A 16,195-nucleotide genomic window follows, 5' to 3' on the forward strand; every position below is an offset into this window, starting at 1 on the left:
ACCCTGTGGACAGACCGGGACGAGTCGGGACGGAACTCGCTAGCGTCGGCGCCGGTGCACGGCACCACGGCGGGGACGGCCCCCGCCGCCACGAGCAGGGGAGTGCCACATGGCGAACATCGACGTCAGCTACCAGGAGATGCGGGACGCGGCGACGCGCCTGACCGCCGGGCAGGACGAGATCACCAACCGCCTGGGCGAGCTGCGCGCGTTCATCGAGTCCCTCGTGTCGTCCGGGTTCGTCACCGACCAGGCGTCGGTGGCGTTCGGCGAGTCGTACCGCCAGTTCACCCAGGGCGCGACCGACACCGTCGGTGCGCTGACGTCGCTCGGCGAGTACCTGCGTGCCGCGGCCGCGACCCTGGAGGACGCCGACGCCCAGCTGGCTGCCGGTCTGCGCGCCTGAGCGCGGCGGCGACCGTCCGCCCACCGGGGACGCCCCGGTGGGCGGCGGCGTCCGCAGTAGGACGGGTCAGCCCGGGCGGACGAGCTCCGCGAAGACCACGACGTTCGCCGTGTAGTGACTCACCGACCGGTCCCAGTCGCCCCCGCAGGTGATCAGGCGCAGACCTGCGTGGTCGATGTCGCCGTACACGGCCGCCGTCGGGAACTCGTCCTTCGCGTGCTCCTCGACCGCGGTCACGGCGAACACGGGCACGGTCCCGTCGGCGCGGCCCACCCGGATCTCGTCACCGACGGCCACCTGTGCGAGGTCGAAGAAGACGCCCGGTCCGGTGGTCCAGTCGACGTGACCGGCGATGACGGCCGGACCGAGCTCACCCGGCGTCGGTCCGCCGTCGTACCAGCCCGCGGGGAACCCTGCGGGCGGGACCTCCAGGGTGCCGTCGTCCTGCAGGCCGAGCCGCATCAGCTCGGAGTCGACGCCGATCGCGGGGATCTCCACCCGGACGGGGACGGAGGCCGCCATGACCCTCGGACGTCCCGACGCGACGGGCGACGCGTCGGCGGAGGTCGTGGGCCGCACGGCGGCGGCCGAGGGCGTCGGCGCCGCTGCACCGGCTGCTGCGCCGGTCGGTGCGCTGCTGCAGGCGGCCAGGGCCACGACGAGCACGATCGTGCTCGTCGCCGCCCCCGGCCACCACCTCATGCTCCGGCCGGCTGCGTCACGCCGTCGCGGACGGACGACGCGCGCGCAGCCGCAGCACACCCGCGACCAGGGCGGCACCGCCGGCGAGGGCGAGAGCCAGGGGTGTCCCGACCGACGACGCCACGCTGCTGCCGTCGCCCGTCTGCACGCCGCCGACCGGGACGCGCGGGACCTGCGGGCCGCTCCCGGCACCCGTGCCGGTCCCGGTGCCGTCAGCCGCGCCCGTGCCGGTCCCCGACCCCGTGCCGGTCCCCGACCCCGACCCCGTGCCCGGTGCAGCGCTCGCGCCGTCACCCGGGACCGGTCCGGCGGTCGTGCCCGGGCTCGCGCTGGGCGAGGCGCTCGGCGTGGGCGTCGCGCACGCGGGGCGCACGATCGTGTTCGAGTCGAGCGTCACGGCGCCGTTGCGCGCCAGGACGCGACCGTCGACGGTCGCCCCCGTCGTGAGCGTGATCGACGTCAGCGCCATGACGGTCCCGGTGAGCTGCGTCCGCACGCCCAGCGTGGCCGAGCTGCCGACCTGCCAGTACACGTTGCAGGCCTGCGCGCCGTTGACGAGCGCGACGGCGCTGTCCGTCGCCGTGGTCAGCGTCGACGGGGTCTGGAAGACGAAGACCGCGCCCGGGTCGCCGCCGCCGTCGAGGGTCAGGGTGCCGGTGAGGCCGAGCACGTCGTCCGAGGAGTAGACGCCCGACGTCAGCGTCAGGCCCCCGAGCTCGGCGGGCACCGCGAGGACCGGCCCCTGGCCCGCGGCCTGGTCGTAGGCGGTGACGAGGTCCGTCTGCGCCTGGTCCGCGACCTCGTCCGCCGCGTGCGTCGCACCCGTCTGCGTGATCGAGCCCGCGCCCGTGACGGATGGCGTCGGGGACGTGCCGATGTCCCCGGTGACGGTCGTCGGACCCGTGTTCGTGATGCCGGCGCCCGCGAGGATCGCGAAGGCGTCCGCCGTGCCGAGCGGGACCCGGACCGGCGCGGCCTGCGCGCTCGATGCCAGTGCGACCGCCAGGGCCACGCTCGCGGCGACCGCGACGGTGGCTGCCGTCCGTCGGCCCGCGTGGGTTCGTACAGCCGTCGTGGTCCTCATGTGGCGCTCCTTCGCTGCCCGGGTACAGGTCGGAGTCGAAAGCCCCCCGGCCGGAACGTATGCCCCCAGGTCACGCGCGCGGACCGGGTGTGGTGCACCGCACGGTCACTTCACCCGGCCGGCCCGCTCCCGTCGGACGACCGCCCCGTGAGCGCGATCACCGGCCGTCCGGTGCGAGGGTGCGTCAGCACGTCGGCGTCGACCCCGTACACCTGGCGCAGCAGGGCGGGTGTCAGCACCTCGGCGGGTGGTCCGGCGGCCGCGAGCCGGCCGGCCGACAGGACGAGGACGTGCTCGCAGAACGCCGCCGCGAGGTTGAGGTCGTGCAGGGCCGCGACGCTCGTGACGCGCAGGTCCCGCACGAAGGCGAGCATCGACAGCTGCGCGGCGACGTCGAGGTGGTTCGTCGGCTCGTCGAGCAGGAGCAGCGACGGCTCCTGGGCGAGGGCGCGCGCGATGTGCACGCGCTGCCGCTCACCGCCCGACAGGGTCGACCACGCGCGGTCCGCCAGGTGCGTCGCCGACGCCGCAGCCAGCGCGCGCTCCACGGCGCCGGGGTCGGTGTCCGTGCCCCACAGCGTGCGGTACGGGATACGACCGAGCGCGACGACCTCGCGCACGGACAGGGGCACGGCCGCGTCCGACGACTGCTCGAGAAGCGCGACGTGACGTGCACGGACGCGCCGCGGCAGCGCGTGCACGGGGACCGCCGCGGCCGGGTCGTGCGACCCGGGGTCGCTGACGAGCACGGCACCGGCCTGCGGCTCGAGCAGGCCCGCGACCAGGCGCAGCAGCGTCGTCTTGCCCGCGCCGTTGGGCCCGAGCAGGCCCGTCAGGGCACCGGTCGGTGGTGTCGCGTCGACGCCGTCGACCACCCAGCGCCCCCCCAGGCGCGTGCCGACGCCCGCGATGCTCAGCTCCACGTGCCGCCCCGTCCCCGGCGCAGCAGCACCGCGAAGACGGGCACGCCGATCAGCGCGGTCACGATGCCGACCGGCAGCTCGCGCGGGTCGAAGACCGTCCGGGCCAGGGTGTCGGCCCACACCAGCAGCACGGCACCCGCGAGCCCCGCCACGGGCAGCAGGCGCCGGTGCGCGGGCCCCGTCACGACCGAGACCGCGTGGGGCAGGACCAGCCCGACGAACCCGATGGCGCCGGAGACCGCGACCATCGCGCCCGTGAGCAGCGCCACGAGCGTCATCATCGCCCAGCGCGTGCGGTCGACGTCGACGCCGAGCGCGGCCGCGGCGGTGTCGCCGAACGCGAACGCGTCCAGCCGCCCGGCCGCGAGCAGGACGACCGTCCCCACGACGACCAGCGCGCCGGCCGCGATCGTCACGGACGACCACGTCGCACCCGCGAGCGACCCCATGAGCCACGACAGGATCTCGCGGTACGAGTCCCCGGTCGCGGTCCAGAAGATGACGAAGGACGTCGCGGCCGCCGCGAGCTGGGACACGGCCAGGCCGGCGAGGACGGCGCGCGTCGGCGTGAGCGTGCCGCCCGTGCGGGCGAGCGCGAGCGTCGCGACGAGCGCGAGCAGGGCGCCCGCGAACGCGGCGACCGGCAGCAGCAACCCCACGCCCAGCACGAGCACGGCCACCGCACCCAGCGACGCGCCCGACGACAGCCCCAGCAGGTACGGGTCGGCCAGCGGGTTGCGCGTCAGGGACTGCATGACGGCGCCCGCGACGGCGAGCCCGGCCCCCACGGCGGCGGCCGTCAGGACCCGCGGCAGCCGCAGGTCCCACACGATCGCGTCGTGCAGGCGCGGCACGTCGGCCTCCCGCAGGCCGACGTGCGCGAGCACGGACCGCACGACCTCGCCGACCGCGAGGTCGGCCGGCCCGATGGTCACCGCGACCAGGAGGGTCACCACCAGCACGGCGAGCCCCGTGCCGACCAGCACGGCGAGGGGAGGGCGCAGCGGTGCCCGCGCCCCGGCACCACCGACGACGGCGGGCGCCGCGTCGCGGCGGACGGAGCCGGTCGGACCGGCGCTGGGGTGCGGCATCGGTGCGGGTCAGTCCTCGGTGGTCGCGTCGGGGGCGGGGGAGCCCGCGTCGAGCGCGCGCACGGCGTCCGCGACGTCCGCCGCGGCCTGCGCGTTGCGCACGCCCGCCTCGGTCGCCGCGAACGGGACGACCACGTACCGCTGCTCGCGCACGGCCGTGAGCTGGGAGGCGGCGGGGTGGGTCGCGAGGAAGTCCTTCTTCTTCTGCGCGGAGTTCCACGCCGAGTCCACCAGGACGAGCACGTCGGGGTCGGCCGCGACGACCTGCTCCCACCCGACGGACGTCCAGGTGTCGTGCACGTCCGCGAAGACGTTGCTCAGCCCGGCGGCCGCCAGCAGCATCTGCGGCGCCCCGATGCCGGCGCCGACGTACGGGGTGTCGGTGCCCGACGACCACCACACGGCGGTGCCGCCGTCGACGGGCTCGATCGCGTCGAGCGTCGCCTGCTGCTCGGCCACGACCTGCGCCGCGGCGTCGGGGACGCCGAAGACGTCCCCGACCTCACGGATCTCGTCGAGCACGTCGTCGAAGCTCAGCGGGTCCGGCTGGTAGCCGGGGGCCTTGCAGGCGCTCGGCGAGACGTAGGTGGCGATGCCGAGGTCCGCGAGGGTGGACCGCTCGCCCGCGCCGTCGGTGCTGAGGTTCGACTCCCAGCCGGCGTAGACGAGGTCCGGCTCGGCCTCCAGGAGCGCCTCCTGGCCGGGGACCTTGTCGGACAGGACCGGCACGTCGGCCACGTCCGCGGCCCACCGCTCCGGCACGGGCCCGTCGGCGAAGGCGGTGCCGACCAGGGCGTCCGCCAGGCCCAGGGCGAGCATCATCTCGGTCGTCGACGACTTGATCGTCACGACGCGCTGCGGCGGTGCGTCGAACGTCACCTCGGTGCCGCAGTTGTCGAGCGTGACGGGCGCGTAGGTCGCCGGCACGTCGGACGGCGTGGCGGTCGGTGCGGCTGCCGGCGCTCCCGTCGAGCAGGCCGCGACGACGAGGGTGCAGGCCGCGGCGACGGCGGCGATCCCCGCACGGCGCGTGCGGCGCATGCGCGGGGACGGGGAGGCGGGGACGGTGTGACGGCGGGCGCGAGGCATGGTCTCTCCGGGGGTCGCTGCCGCGCACGCCGTCGGGCGCGGGAGGGGGAAGGAAGGACGCACGTCGCGTCGCGGAGGACCGTCCCAGACGAGGGCGGTGCGACCCGGCCAAGGCGGCGGTCGGGTTCCGACCCGTCACCCTAGGCGCTCACCCCCGTGGCGGTGCAAGCGGCGTCGCGCAGCGCCCGCGCGCGACGAGCGGCGCGCACGGCGCGAGGGCCGGGCGCGCCGCTCGAGGTCGGCGCCCGTCAGCGGGCGGGAGGCGTCAGGACGCGGCGCAGGTCACCGTCGCACCCGCCCCGTTCCCGGTGCCCTGGAAGCCGAAGGTCGTGCTGCGACCGGCGTCGACGCGCCCGTTCCAGGGGGCGTTCGTCACGCTCGGTGCCGCGCCGCCGGTGGACTGCCCGTTCCACACCTGCGTCGCGCTCGCCCCGGAGGGCAGGGTGACGGTGACGCGCCAGCCGTTGATCGCGCTGCTCCCGGCCGTGACCGTCACGTCGGCGACGAACCCGTTGGGCCAGCTGTTCGCGAGCCGGTAGGTGGCGGAGCACCCGGTGGACGGGCCCTGGGTGGGCGTCGGGGTCACCGACGGCGTGGGGGTGACCGACGGCGTCGGGGTCACGGACGGCGTGGGCGTGACGGACGGCGTCGGGGTCACGGACGGCGTCGGCGTGACGGACGGCGTCGGCGTGGCGGTCGGCGTCGGCGTGGCGGTCGGTGTCGGCCCGCCGTCCGCCCACGCGTCCTTGAGGAACGCCGCGATGGTGTCCCAGCTCGGGTTCGGGGTGCCCTGCGTGACCGTCTCGCGGCAGCCCTCGGTCGTGCGGACCGTCTGCTGGCCGTAGCGCGACGCGCTCGTGACGTCGGGGTGGCTGTGGCCGGCGCCGGGCACGGAGAAGAACCGGGTGTCGACGCAGGCGGCCTTCAGGGCGTCGTAGAAGATCACCGTCTGGGCGTGGGGCACGACGTTGTCGGCCTGCCCGTGCAGCAGGAGCATCGGCGGGTCCTGGGAGTCGACGTACGTCAGCGGGTTCGCCTGGCGCACCTTGTCCGGGCACGTCGGGGTCGCGCAGCCGAGCAGCTGGCCCTCGGGGGCGCTGGGGCTGTCGTGGTCGATGAAGCCGCCCGGGTCCTGCTCCTTGAGCCGCGCGAAGTCGGTGGGCCCGAAGAAGTCGACCCCGGCCTGCAGGTCGCTCGAGACGCCCGTGGTGCCGATCTGCCCCTCGAGGGCGGCCACGCCGTTGCTCACGGCGGCCATGGCGGCGACCCAGCCGCCGGAGGAGTCGCCCATGCTCGCGAACTGGTCGGGGTTCAGCCGGTACTGCGCCGCGTTGCTGCGCAGGTAGCGGGTCGCCGACTTGATGTCGTGGACCTGCGCGGGGAACTTCGCCTGCGAGGCCGAGCGCACGCTGACGCCGGCGACGGCGATGCCGCGCGGGTTGAGCTGCTGCGCGACGGCGCTCGCCCCCGACTTGCCGTCGTCCGACGACCAGGCCGACCCGGTGGACCACAGGACGAGAGGGAACGGGCCGTTGCCGTCGGGGATGTAGAGGTCCAGGAGGTGGCCGCGGCTGCCGGCCGGGTCCGCCGGGGCGTAGGCGACGTTCGTGATGGTCTGGGCGGCCTGCGCGGGCGTGCTCACCGCGGCGATCGCTCCCGCCGCGACGAGCGCGACCCCTCCGAGCCAGGCTGCTGTCCTGCTGCGTGTCATCGACATGGCAAGCGTTCCCCTCGACGTGGTGATAACGATCCACACTCTGGTGCGCGAGGCACCGTCGGGGCGACGGACGAAACCATTCGGTTGGTACACCAACCGCTTTTTCGAGGGTGGGTCAGCGAGCCGCGGCCGCGGCCAGCGCCGCGGCGACCGTGTCGACGTCCCCCGGTCGCAGCGCGCCGACGCTGACCCGCACGTGGCCCGTCGCACGGGCCGGGTCGCAGGAGAACGGGCGGCCGCGCGCGACGCGGACGCCCGCGGCCTCCAGCCGCACGAGGGCCGTCGGCTCGTCGTGCACGGGCACCCAGAGGTGCAGGCCGTCGCCCGGCGGCACGTCGAGCCCGTGGCGGGCGAGCGCCACGCTCAGCGCACGGCGGCGACCGGCGTAGTCGTCCCGGGCCCGGGCCACGGCCTCGACGGAACGGGAGTCCGTCAGCAGGTCCACGAGCACGTGCTGCAGCAGGCGGCTCGTCCACCCCGGCCCCAGCATGCGTCGGGCGACGAGCCGGTCCAGCACGTCCGCCGGCCCGCCCACGGCGGCGATCCGCAGGTCCGGCCCGTGCGACGTGGAGTAGGAGCGGACGTGCACGACGCGGTCCGGCAGCAACCGGCCCAGGCTGGCGTCCGGCGACGACGCGACGGCGCCCGCGTGGTCGTCCTCGACGACCCACACCTGACCGGCGACCGGGCGCAGCACCGCGGCCAGGTCGCGCGCACGGGCCGGGGTCGTGCTGACGCCGGTCGGGTTCTGCGCGCGGGGCTGCAGCAGCACGACGCGCGCACCCGAGCCCACCGCGTCGGCCAACGCGTCCGGACGTGGCCCCTGGTCGTCCAGCGCGACGGGCACGGGCTCGAGCCCGAGGTGGTCGATGAGGTCGAGGACCGGCGGGAAGCCGGGGTCCTCGACGGCCACCCGGCTGCCGAAGCCCACCACCTGCTCCAGGACGCGGCTCAGCGCGTCGACGGCCCCGTCGACGACCGTCAGGCGCTGCGGGACGAACGGCCACGACGAGCGCAGCAGCCGCTCGAGGTCGGGGAGCACGGGGTCGTCGAGGTAGTCGCCGGCGCGCGCACCCGGTGCCCGGGCGGCGACGCGGGCCAGCGCGGGAGCCAGGTCCGGGAGCAGGCCGGGGTCGGGAGCGCCCGCCGCGAGGTCGAGACGTGCGGAGGGCCCGTCGGCGAGCGCGCGGTAGCGCGGCGGCAGACGACCGGCCGACCCCGGCAGCACCGACGTCCCGGCGCGTCCGCGCGAGACGACGAGGCCCGCGGACGCGAGCGTCTGCCACGCGGACCCGACCGTGGCGGGGCTGACGCCCAGCGCACCGGCGAGCTGGCGGACCGTCGGGAGCCGGTCGCCCGGCAGCAGGTCACCGGTGTGGACCAGGCGCGCGATGGTCGCGGCGATGCCGCGCGGCGATCGGTCGGCGACGAGCTCCGCCAGCTCCTGCGGTGACATGCGCGCATCGTCGCGTGCTCGTGTTGCGCCTGCGTGTCCGGGACGTGAGCGCGCACGACCCGGCCGGTCGCCCCGGGCCGTCTGCGTGCCATGCTCGTCGCGCACCCCCGACCGACCGCCAGGAGAACCGCATGACCTCGTCGACCGACCGTCCTCGCCGCGCGCTCGTGACCGGGGCGTCGTCCGGCATCGGCGCCGCCACCGTGCGTCGGCTGCGCGCCGACGGCTGGGACGTCGTGGCGAGCGCCCGCCGCGCCGACCGCCTCGCGGCGCTCGCGCAGGAGACCGGGGCGGACGCGTTCGCCGCCGACGTCACGAGCGACGAGCAGGTCGCGGCCCTGGTCGCGCACGTGCGCGCGACCGGCGGCCTCGACGCCGTCGTGAACAACGCCGGCGGTGCCCTGGGCCTGGCCCCGGTCGCGGACGCGGACCTCGACGGCTGGCGCAGGATGTACGAGCTCAACGTGCTGGGCACGCTGCGGGTGACGCAGGGCGTGCTGCCGCTGCTGCGCGAGCGCGGCGCCGGCGACGTGCTCGTCGTGACGTCGACCGCGGCCCTGGACGCCTACCCCGGCGGTGCGGGGTACACGGGCGTCAAGCACGCCGAGCGCCAGCTCGCCACGACGCTGCGCTGGGAGCTGGTCGGCGAGCCGATCCGGGTCATCGAGATCGCGCCGGGCGCGGTCGCCACCGAGGAGTTCTCGCTCGTCCGCTTCGGCGGCGACGCCGAGCGCGCCGCGAAGGTCTACGAGGGCTACCAGCCGCTCGTGGCCGACGACGTCGCGGACACCATCGCCTGGACCCTGTCGCGCCCGGCGCACGTCAACGTCGACCTGCTGGTCGTCCGTCCGCGGGCCCAGGCGAACAACACGACGACCGCCCGCACGGGGGTCTGACCAGGCGTTGCGGCCCTCGCGCGCGCGGCGGCCCCGACGCGCGCTGTCGGTGCCGCGATCTAGTCTGAGTGGATGCCCCCTGCCGACATCTCCACGACGCGTGCGCTCCTGCGCCTCGTGCGCTGGGCCCGTCCGGCGCTGCCGCGCGTGGTCGCGGGCGGCAGCGCGACGCTCGTCGCCAGCCTCATCGCGCTCGCGGTCCCGCAGGTGCTGCGCGGTGTCGTCAACGGGCCCCTGCTGACCGACGGCTCACGCGCGGCCGTCGTGCAGGCGTCGCTCCTGGTGCTCCTGCTGGGCGTGCTCGAGGCGGTCCTCGTGTGGTGCCGGCGTGCGCTGATCGCGACCCCGGGCACCGGCGTGGAGCGCACGATGCGCACCGACCTGTTCCGCCACCTGCTCGACCTGCCCGTCGCGTTCCACGACCGGTGGTCCGGCGGGCAGCTGCTGCAGCGGTCGATGAGCGACCTGCACACGGTGCGCCGGTGGATGGTGTTCGGGCTCGTGCAGCTCGTCGTGTCCGCGACCACGGTGCTGGTCGGCACGGTGCTCATGCTCGTCACCAGCCCGCTGCTCGGCGTCGTGTACCTGCTCGGGGCGCTGCCGGTCATGGTGCTGGGGTTCCGGTTCCGGATGGACTACAAGGTGGTCGCGCGGCGGGCCCGTGACCAGGCGGGTGACCTGGCGACGCGCGTCGAGGAGTCGGTGCACGGCATCCGCGTCCTCAAGGCGTTCGGGCGCGGCGACGACGCGCTCGACGACTTCGTCCAGCAGGCCGACGAGCTGCGCGGCACCGAGCTCGACAAGGCGCGCGCGCAGTCGCGCATGTCGTTCGCGCTCGCGTGGATCCCCGAGACGACGCTGGCCGTGGCGCTCGGGCTGGGCGTGTGGCTCGCGGCGAGCGACCGCGTCAGCGTGGGTGCGCTCGTCGCGTTCTTCGCCACCGCCGCCGTGATGACCCGGCCGGTCGAGAGCCTCGGCCAGCTGCTCGCGATGACGCTCGACGCGCGCGCCGGCACCGACCGGTTCCTCGACGTCATGGACACCGCGCCGGCGCTGGCCGACCCGGAGCGTCCCGTGCCGCTCCCGCCCGCGCCGGCGCACGGCACGCGCGTCGAGCTGCGCGGCGTGCGGTTCGCCCACGGCGCCGGCTCGCGCGAGGTCCTGCGCGGCGTCGACCTCGTCCTCGAGCCGGGGGAGACGATGGCCCTCGTCGGCCTGACGGGCAGCGGCAAGACCACGCTCCTGCAGCTCGTGCCCCGGCTCTACGACGTGACCGGCGGCGCGGTGCTGGTGGACGGCGTCGACGTGCGCGACGTGCGCCGCCACGACGTGCGCGGCGCGGTCGCGGTCGCGTTCGAGGACCCGATCCTCTTCTCGGCCTCCGTGCGCGACAACGTGCTGATGGGGCTGCCGCCGCAGGAGGTCGCGTCGATGGGCGAGGACGCGGCCACCGAGGTCGTGCGTGCCGCGCTCGAGGTCGCCAGCGCGGGGTTCGTGGACCGTCTCCCGCACGGGATCGACACCGTGATCGGCGAGGAGGGCATGAGCCTGTCCGGTGGCCAGCGGCAGCGCGTCGCGCTCGCGCGGGCGATCGCCGGCCGGCCGCGCGTCCTCGTCCTCGACGACCCGCTGTCGGCCCTCGACGTGGCCACCGAGGCGCACGTGACCGAGGGGCTGCGGCGCGCGCTCGCCACCACGACGACCCTCGTCGTCGCCCACCGCACGTCGACCGTCGCGTTGGCCGACCGCGTCGCCGTGCTCGAGGACGGCCGCATCACGGGCGTCGGCCGGCACGCCGAGCTGCTCGCGACGCACCCGCACTACCGGTACGTCCTGACGGCCGAGGGCGACGACCCGGACGGCGCGGACGACGGCCCGGGCGGCACCACGACCCGCGACGTCGCGGCGGCCCACCGATGACCGCCACGACCGCGCCCCGCGGCGCCACCGCGCCGGCGCCCGACGAGCACGGCGACGAGACGCCGCGCGAGGTGCGACGCCGCTCGCTCGGCCTGCTCGCGTCGCTGCTGCGGCCCGTCACGCGGCGCGCCGTGCTGACCGCCCTCGTCGTCGTCGTCGCCCAGCTCGCGCTGGTGGCCGGGCCGGCGCTGGTCGCGCTGGGCATCGACCGCGGCATCCCCGCGCTGCGCTCCGGCGACGCCGGCCCGCTGCTCCTGGTCGCCGGGGGCTACGCGGTGACGGCGCTGGTCGCGGGCGTGTTCACGGCCGCGACGGTGCGCATGGCGGCCACGGTCAGCCAGGCGGTGCTGCTCGACCTGCGCGGTCGCGTGTTCCGGCACACGCAGCGCCTCAGCCTGGAGTTCCACGAGCGCTACACGTCGGGCCGGATCATCTCGCGGCAGACGTCCGACCTCGACGCCCTGCGCGAGCTGCTCGACGGCGGTGTCACCACGCTCGCCGCGAGCGGTCTGGCCATGGCGTTCACCGCCGTCGGCCTGACGGTCCTCGACTGGCGCTCGGGTCTCGTGCTGCTCGTCGCCGTGGTCCCCGGGGTCGTGCTGACCCGGTGGTTCCAGGTGCAGTCGCAGGCGCAGTACCGCCGGTCGCGCACCGCCGTGGCGCGCGTGATCGTCCGGTTCGTCGAGACGATGACGGGCATCCGCGCGGTGCAGGCCTTCCGACGCGAGCAGGAGGTCGCCGCCGTCTACGACGTCGAGGCCGAGGAGTACCGCGCGGCGAACGCCGAGGCCATCCGCGTCAACGGCGTGTTCGACACCGGCCTGGTCCTCATCGGCAACGTCACGGTCGCGGCGGTCCTGCTGGTCGGGGGTCTGCGGGTGCTCGACGGCGCGCTCGACGTCGGCGTCCTGGTCGCCGCGGTGCTGTACGCGCGCCGGTTCTTCGCGCCGCTCGCGCAGATCGGCATGTTCTACAACTCGTTCCAGTCCGCGACGGCCGCGCTCGAGAAGCTCTCGGGCCTGCTCGCGCAGGAGCCGACCGTGGCCGACCCGGTGCACCCGGTCCGGCTGCGCGAGCCGCGGGGCGACGTGCGCTTCGACGGCGTCGATTTCGGCTACGGCGACAGGCCCACGGTGCTGCCGCGGCTCGACCTGCACGTGCCGTCCGGGCAGACCGTCGCGCTCGTGGGCGAGACGGGCGCGGGCAAGTCCACGGTCGCCAAGCTCCTCGCCCGGTTCTACGACCCGCGCACCGGGGCGGTCCGCCTCGACGGCGTCGACCTGCGGGAGATCGACCCGCGCGACCTGCGCACCGCGATGGTCATGGTCACGCAGGAGGCGTACCTGTTCTCGGGGTCGGTCGCCGCGAACATCGCCCTCGGGCGGCCGGGGGCCGACCAGGCGCAGATCGAGCGCGCGGCCCGTGCGGTCGGCGTCCACGACCTGCTGGCGTCGCTGCCCGACGGCTACGACACCGACGTCGACACGCGCGGCGTGCGGCTGTCCGCCGGCCAGCGCCAGCTCGTGTCGTTCGCGCGCGCGTTCCTCGCCGACCCGGCGGTGCTCGTGCTCGACGAGGCGACGAGCTCGCTCGACATCCCGGGCGAGCAGCTGGTCCAGGAGGGCCTGCGCACGCTGCTGACCGGCCGCACGGCCGTCGTCATCGCGCACCGGCTGTCGACCGTCATGCACGCCGACCGCGTGCTCGTGGTCGACGACGGCCGCATCGTCGAGGACGGCAGCCCCGCGGCGCTCGTCGCCGCCGGGGGACGGTTCGCCACGCTGCACGCGCAGTGGCAGGAGTCGCTGCGCAGCACCTGACCGGTGCCCGGGCCGCGGCGGGTCGCGGGACCGCGGGGTCGCAGGGCTCAGACGCTCGTGTCCGCCGCGGGCGGGTTGTCCCGCAGCCATCGCGTGTCGTCGTTGACGTACGCGTAGTAGAGGCCGATCAGCAGCCCTCCGCCGATGAAGTTGCCGACCAGGGCGAGCGCCACGTTGCCCGCCGCGAGCACCAGGTCGACGCCCTCGCGCAGGCCCACGATCGAGAACAGCACCGTGTTGGCGACCGAGTGCTCCAGGCCGAGGAACGCGAAGACGAAGACCGCGACGATCATGACGGAGGACTTGGCGACGTCGCTCGTGATGAGGCCGTTGTAGACGAGCAGCATCGCCAGGTTGATGCAGAAGTTGCACAGCACCGCACGGACCAGCAGGTCGACCCAGCCGACGGGTCCGGCCGCGACGTACGCGAGCTTGTGGTCCACGGCAGCCACCATCTGCTCGAGCACGGCGCCCTCCGCGAGCGTCGAGAACCGGACGAGCACCGCGACGAGCAGACCACCGACGACGTTGCCGAGGTAGCACAGGCCCAGCAGCCGCGCCGCGCGCCCCCACGACGTGCGCCGGTGGTAGGCGCCGATGGAGACGATCATCATGTTCGACGTCAGCAGCTCGGACCGCGAGTAGTAGATGAACACGAGCGCCCAGCCGAACGTCAGCGCCCCGGCCATGCGCCCCAGCGGCTGCAGCGTCGAGCCGCCCACGACGATCTGGTCGAACGCCGCGATCACGGCGTAGTTCGCGCCGTAGAGCAGGCCGATCATGATCCCGGCCATCGCGGCGCGCATGAGGTAGCGGCGCCCGAGCGTGCCCGACATGGCCGTCTTGGTCTCGAGCGACTCCAGGACGGTGCTGATGAACTGCTTGCCGGGGAACAGGGCGCCTGCGTCGGGGCCGGTGGTGCTCACAGCCCCACGCTGCCACACGGGTGCCCCCGCGGTGGGTGACGATGGGCACATGACGACGACGCAGGGCACGGACGAGGGCGCGGACGAGGGCACGGTCGAGGGCACGGGGGACCGGGAGGTCCTCGACTGGGAGACGTTCGGCCGGGCGGCGCGCGAGATCGCCCAGACGGTCGTGGACTCGGGCTTCGAGCCGGACGTCGTGGTGTCGGTCGCGCGGGGCGGGCTGCCGCCCGGCGGCGCGATCGCCTACGCGCTGGGGACCAAGGCCGTCGGGACGATGAACGTGGAGTTCTACACCGGCGTCGGCAGCACGCTGCCCGAGCCGCTGCTGCTGCCGCCCCTGCTGGACACCGACGCCGTGCGCGGTCTGCGCGCGCTGGTCGTCGACGACGTCGCGGACTCGGGGGAGACGCTCGCGCTCGTGCGGCGGCTGCTCGCCCAGGACTGCTCCGAGGTCCGCACGGCGGTGCTGTACGCCAAGCCGCGGTCGGTCGTCGACCCGGACTACGTGTGGCGCCGCACGGACCGGTGGATCACGTTCCCGTGGTCGGCCCTGCCGCCGGTCGAGGCGACGCACTGACACCCCGGCGGGGCGTCACGTCGGTGGTCGCACCAGCCGGTGCGCCTCGAGCGCCAGGGCCAGCGCGGTGCGGGTGCGCGGGTCGTGCAGGTCGGCCCCCAGCAGGTCGCCGATGCGCTGGAGCCGGTGCTTCATCGTGTTGTAGTGCACGAAGAGGCGTCGGGCGGCCTCCGCGGCGTTGCCGAGACCGAGGAACACCTCGAGCGTCCGGCACAGCTCGCCGTCGGCCTGCGCATCGTGCCGCAGCAGCGGCCCGACCTGCGCGTCGACGTACTCCCGCAGGAGCTCCGGCGGCAGGCTGAGGACCAGCCGCTCGAACCCGAGGTCGTCGTGGCGCGCCGTCGTCCGGCCCGTGACGCCGGCGATGTGCAGGACCTCCTGGGCCGACGCGTGGCTGCGGGGGAGCGCGGTGAGCGTGTCCGCCGCGCGGCCCGACGCGACGACGACGTTCCCGGCACCGGCCCGCGCGAGCGCCGTCCGGAACGCCTCCTCCGCGCCCCCCGACCCGGGCACGATCGCGACCACCTGGGTGCCGCGGAGCCAGGCCACCGCGCCCGTGCCGAGCGTGCGACGCGCCGCCGCCTGCAGCGCCTGTTCCGAGGGGGCTGCGTCGCACGCCGCGACGACGACCGTCGTCGTGCCGCCGAGGTCCCAGCCGAACAGCCGTGTCCGCTGCTCGAGCGCAGCCGCGTCGAGCGGCGTCGCCGTGACGAGCTCCTCGAGGAAGACGACGCGCAGCCGCCGGTCGAGCTCGATGCTCGCGAGCGCCTGCGCGATGTGCATCCCGGCGGCGAAGCAGGCCTGGCGGATCAGCCGTCGCTGGGCCCGCGTCGGCTCGCCGTCGCCGCCGAGGACGACACGGCCACGGCGGACGCCCGCGACGGTGACGGGGAACTCCCAGCGGCTCGCGTCGGCCACGGGTCCCGGTGCGCGGACCGGCGCCGCCGAGGCCGGGCCGCCGAGCAGGACGGGGTCGTCGGCGACGACGTCGACCGACCGGTTGAGCGCACCGGTGAGCGTCCGCGCGATCTCCGTCAGGCCGCCGCCCGCCAGCGCGATGCCCGTCAGGCGCTCGCGGATCACCTCGTCGTGCGCGGGCTCGGCGTCGTGCTCCGCGAGCACGACCGCCAGAACGGCGGCGATGACCTCGTTGAACGACGTGTCGCCCGGCACCACCAGGACCGGGAACGCGAGCTCGTCGGCGATCTCGGCGAACTGGTCGGGCAGGCGGTCGAGGTACCGCAGCGGCTTGATCGCCAGGGCCGCGAGCCCGCGTGAGCTGAGCAGACGCAGCAGGTCGACGAGGTCCTCGGGCCGCTCGCGCACCGGGTAGGCCGTCGTCAGGAGCATCTCACCGGGCTTGATGTACGGCTCGATGTCCGGGACCTCCATGACGTTGACGCCGGTGACCAGCCGGTCGACGCCGGCGTCACCCGCCAGCACGTAGGCGCCCCGCAGCGGTGCCAGGGTCATGACGTCCCGCACCGTCAGCGTCGCCACGGCTGCCTCTCGTCCACGTCGGCGCGTTGTCCACATCGGACGACGCGGCGTCCCGATGCCGTCCGGTTCGGACGCTGCGGCACGG

At 75.4% G+C, this 16,195-nt stretch carries 14 protein-coding genes; 5 read left to right on the plus strand and 9 right to left on the minus strand.

The window, feature by feature from the left end:
• Positions 1 to 109: 109 nt before the first annotated feature.
• Positions 110 to 406 carry a WXG100 family type VII secretion target gene (locus H9657_RS14135; RefSeq protein WP_191784055.1) on the plus strand — a complete coding sequence of 99 codons (297 nt, stop codon included), beginning with the start codon at positions 110 to 112 and terminating at the stop codon, positions 404 to 406.
• Positions 407 to 472: 66 nt separating this feature from the next.
• On the opposite strand, the gene H9657_RS14140 is transcribed toward H9657_RS14135, so the two are convergent.
• From H9657_RS14140 to H9657_RS14170, 7 genes are all read right to left on the minus strand, one after another.
• Positions 473 to 1,108: a class F sortase gene (locus H9657_RS14140; RefSeq protein WP_191784056.1), complete on the minus strand. Its 636-nt coding sequence runs from the start codon at positions 1,106 to 1,108 to the stop codon at positions 473 to 475.
• A 16-nt stretch (positions 1,109 to 1,124) separates the two neighbouring features.
• Complete coding sequence (locus H9657_RS14145) at positions 1,125 to 2,192, minus strand: ice-binding family protein (RefSeq protein ID WP_191784057.1); 1,068 nt, start codon at positions 2,190 to 2,192, stop codon at positions 1,125 to 1,127.
• Between the two features lie 110 nt (positions 2,193 to 2,302).
• Positions 2,303 to 3,115 carry a putative F420-0 ABC transporter ATP-binding protein gene (locus H9657_RS14150; protein WP_191784058.1) on the minus strand — a complete coding sequence of 271 codons (813 nt, stop codon included), beginning with the start codon at positions 3,113 to 3,115 and terminating at the stop codon, positions 2,303 to 2,305.
• Positions 3,106 to 4,206: a putative F420-0 ABC transporter permease subunit gene (locus H9657_RS14155; protein WP_191784059.1), complete on the minus strand. Its 1,101-nt coding sequence runs from the start codon at positions 4,204 to 4,206 to the stop codon at positions 3,106 to 3,108. Before H9657_RS14155 ends, H9657_RS14150 begins: the two co-directional genes overlap by 10 nt.
• Positions 4,207 to 4,215: 9 nt before the next feature.
• Entirely contained in the window at positions 4,216 to 5,247 is a 1,032-nt protein-coding gene (locus H9657_RS14160) for a putative F420-0 ABC transporter substrate-binding protein (protein ID WP_191784060.1), read from the minus strand.
• 313 nt (positions 5,248 to 5,560) lie between these two features.
• Positions 5,561 to 7,012 (minus strand): cellulose binding domain-containing protein, encoded by a 1,452-nt coding sequence (locus H9657_RS19230; protein ID WP_225215328.1) that lies wholly within the window; start codon positions 7,010 to 7,012, stop codon positions 5,561 to 5,563.
• A 115-nt stretch (positions 7,013 to 7,127) separates the two neighbouring features.
• The gene (locus H9657_RS14170) at positions 7,128 to 8,468 is read right to left on the minus strand and encodes an aminotransferase class I/II-fold pyridoxal phosphate-dependent enzyme (protein ID WP_191784061.1); all 1,341 of its coding nucleotides are present in this window, start codon (positions 8,466 to 8,468) and stop codon (positions 7,128 to 7,130) included.
• A gap of 131 nt (positions 8,469 to 8,599) precedes the next feature.
• Between H9657_RS14170 and H9657_RS14175 the strand changes: the two genes are divergently transcribed.
• The 3 genes from H9657_RS14175 to H9657_RS14185 all read left to right on the plus strand — a co-directional run bounded on the left by H9657_RS14175 (position 8,600) and on the right by H9657_RS14185 (position 13,104).
• Positions 8,600 to 9,364, plus strand: a complete 765-nt coding sequence (locus H9657_RS14175) for an SDR family NAD(P)-dependent oxidoreductase (protein WP_191784062.1) — start codon at positions 8,600 to 8,602, stop codon at positions 9,362 to 9,364.
• A gap of 72 nt (positions 9,365 to 9,436) precedes the next feature.
• Positions 9,437 to 11,284 (plus strand): ABC transporter ATP-binding protein, encoded by a 1,848-nt coding sequence (locus H9657_RS14180; RefSeq protein WP_191784063.1) that lies wholly within the window; start codon positions 9,437 to 9,439, stop codon positions 11,282 to 11,284.
• Entirely contained in the window at positions 11,281 to 13,104 is a 1,824-nt protein-coding gene (locus H9657_RS14185; protein ID WP_191784064.1) for an ABC transporter ATP-binding protein, read from the plus strand. Before H9657_RS14180 ends, H9657_RS14185 begins: the two co-directional genes overlap by 4 nt.
• Before the next feature lie 47 nt (positions 13,105 to 13,151).
• Here the strand turns inward: H9657_RS14185 and H9657_RS14190 are convergent, their stop codons facing one another.
• A complete protein-coding gene (locus tag H9657_RS14190) occupies positions 13,152 to 14,030 on the minus strand; it encodes a formate/nitrite transporter family protein (protein WP_318241512.1) in 879 nt (292 codons plus the stop codon).
• A 49-nt stretch (positions 14,031 to 14,079) separates the two neighbouring features.
• On the opposite strand from H9657_RS14190, the gene H9657_RS14195 reads away from it, so the two are divergent.
• On the plus strand, positions 14,080 to 14,610 hold the full coding sequence (locus tag H9657_RS14195) for a phosphoribosyltransferase (protein WP_191784066.1): 531 nt from the start codon (positions 14,080 to 14,082) through the stop codon (positions 14,608 to 14,610).
• A gap of 15 nt (positions 14,611 to 14,625) precedes the next feature.
• On the opposite strand, the gene H9657_RS14200 is transcribed toward H9657_RS14195, so the two are convergent.
• Complete coding sequence (locus H9657_RS14200; protein WP_191784067.1) at positions 14,626 to 16,110, minus strand: PucR family transcriptional regulator; 1,485 nt, start codon at positions 16,108 to 16,110, stop codon at positions 14,626 to 14,628.
• Positions 16,111 to 16,195: the final 85 nt, after the last annotated feature.

This window comes from Cellulomonas avistercoris, from assembly GCF_014836445.1.
Taxonomy (GTDB): domain Bacteria; phylum Actinomycetota; class Actinomycetes; order Actinomycetales; family Cellulomonadaceae; genus Cellulomonas; species Cellulomonas avistercoris.

Bases quoted from the DNA above. Each gene is read 5' to 3' on its own strand.
- H9657_RS14175 (WP_191784062.1), top strand. From the start codon at position 8,600: ATGACCTCGTCGACCGACCGTCCTCGCCGCGCGCTCGTGACCGGGGCG.
- H9657_RS14140 (WP_191784056.1), bottom strand. From the start codon at position 1,108: ATGAGGTGGTGGCCGGGGGCGGCGACGAGCACGATCGTGCTCGTCGTG.
- H9657_RS14185 (WP_191784064.1), top strand. From the start codon at position 11,281: ATGACCGCCACGACCGCGCCCCGCGGCGCCACCGCGCCGGCGCCCGAC.
- H9657_RS14160 (WP_191784060.1), bottom strand. From the start codon at position 5,247: ATGCGCCGCACGCGCCGTGCGGGGATCGCCGCCGTCGCCGCGGCCTGC.
- H9657_RS14145 (WP_191784057.1), bottom strand. From the start codon at position 2,192: ATGAGGACCACGACGGCTGTACGAACCCACGCGGGCCGACGGACGGCA.
- H9657_RS14135 (WP_191784055.1), top strand. From the start codon at position 110: ATGGCGAACATCGACGTCAGCTACCAGGAGATGCGGGACGCGGCGACG.
- H9657_RS14170 (WP_191784061.1), bottom strand. From the start codon at position 8,468: ATGTCACCGCAGGAGCTGGCGGAGCTCGTCGCCGACCGATCGCCGCGC.
- H9657_RS19230 (WP_225215328.1), bottom strand. From the start codon at position 7,012: ATGTCGATGACACGCAGCAGGACAGCAGCCTGGCTCGGAGGGGTCGCG.
- H9657_RS14180 (WP_191784063.1), top strand. From the start codon at position 9,437: ATGCCCCCTGCCGACATCTCCACGACGCGTGCGCTCCTGCGCCTCGTG.
- H9657_RS14195 (WP_191784066.1), top strand. From the start codon at position 14,080: ATGACGACGACGCAGGGCACGGACGAGGGCGCGGACGAGGGCACGGTC.
- H9657_RS14155 (WP_191784059.1), bottom strand. From the start codon at position 4,206: ATGCCGCACCCCAGCGCCGGTCCGACCGGCTCCGTCCGCCGCGACGCG.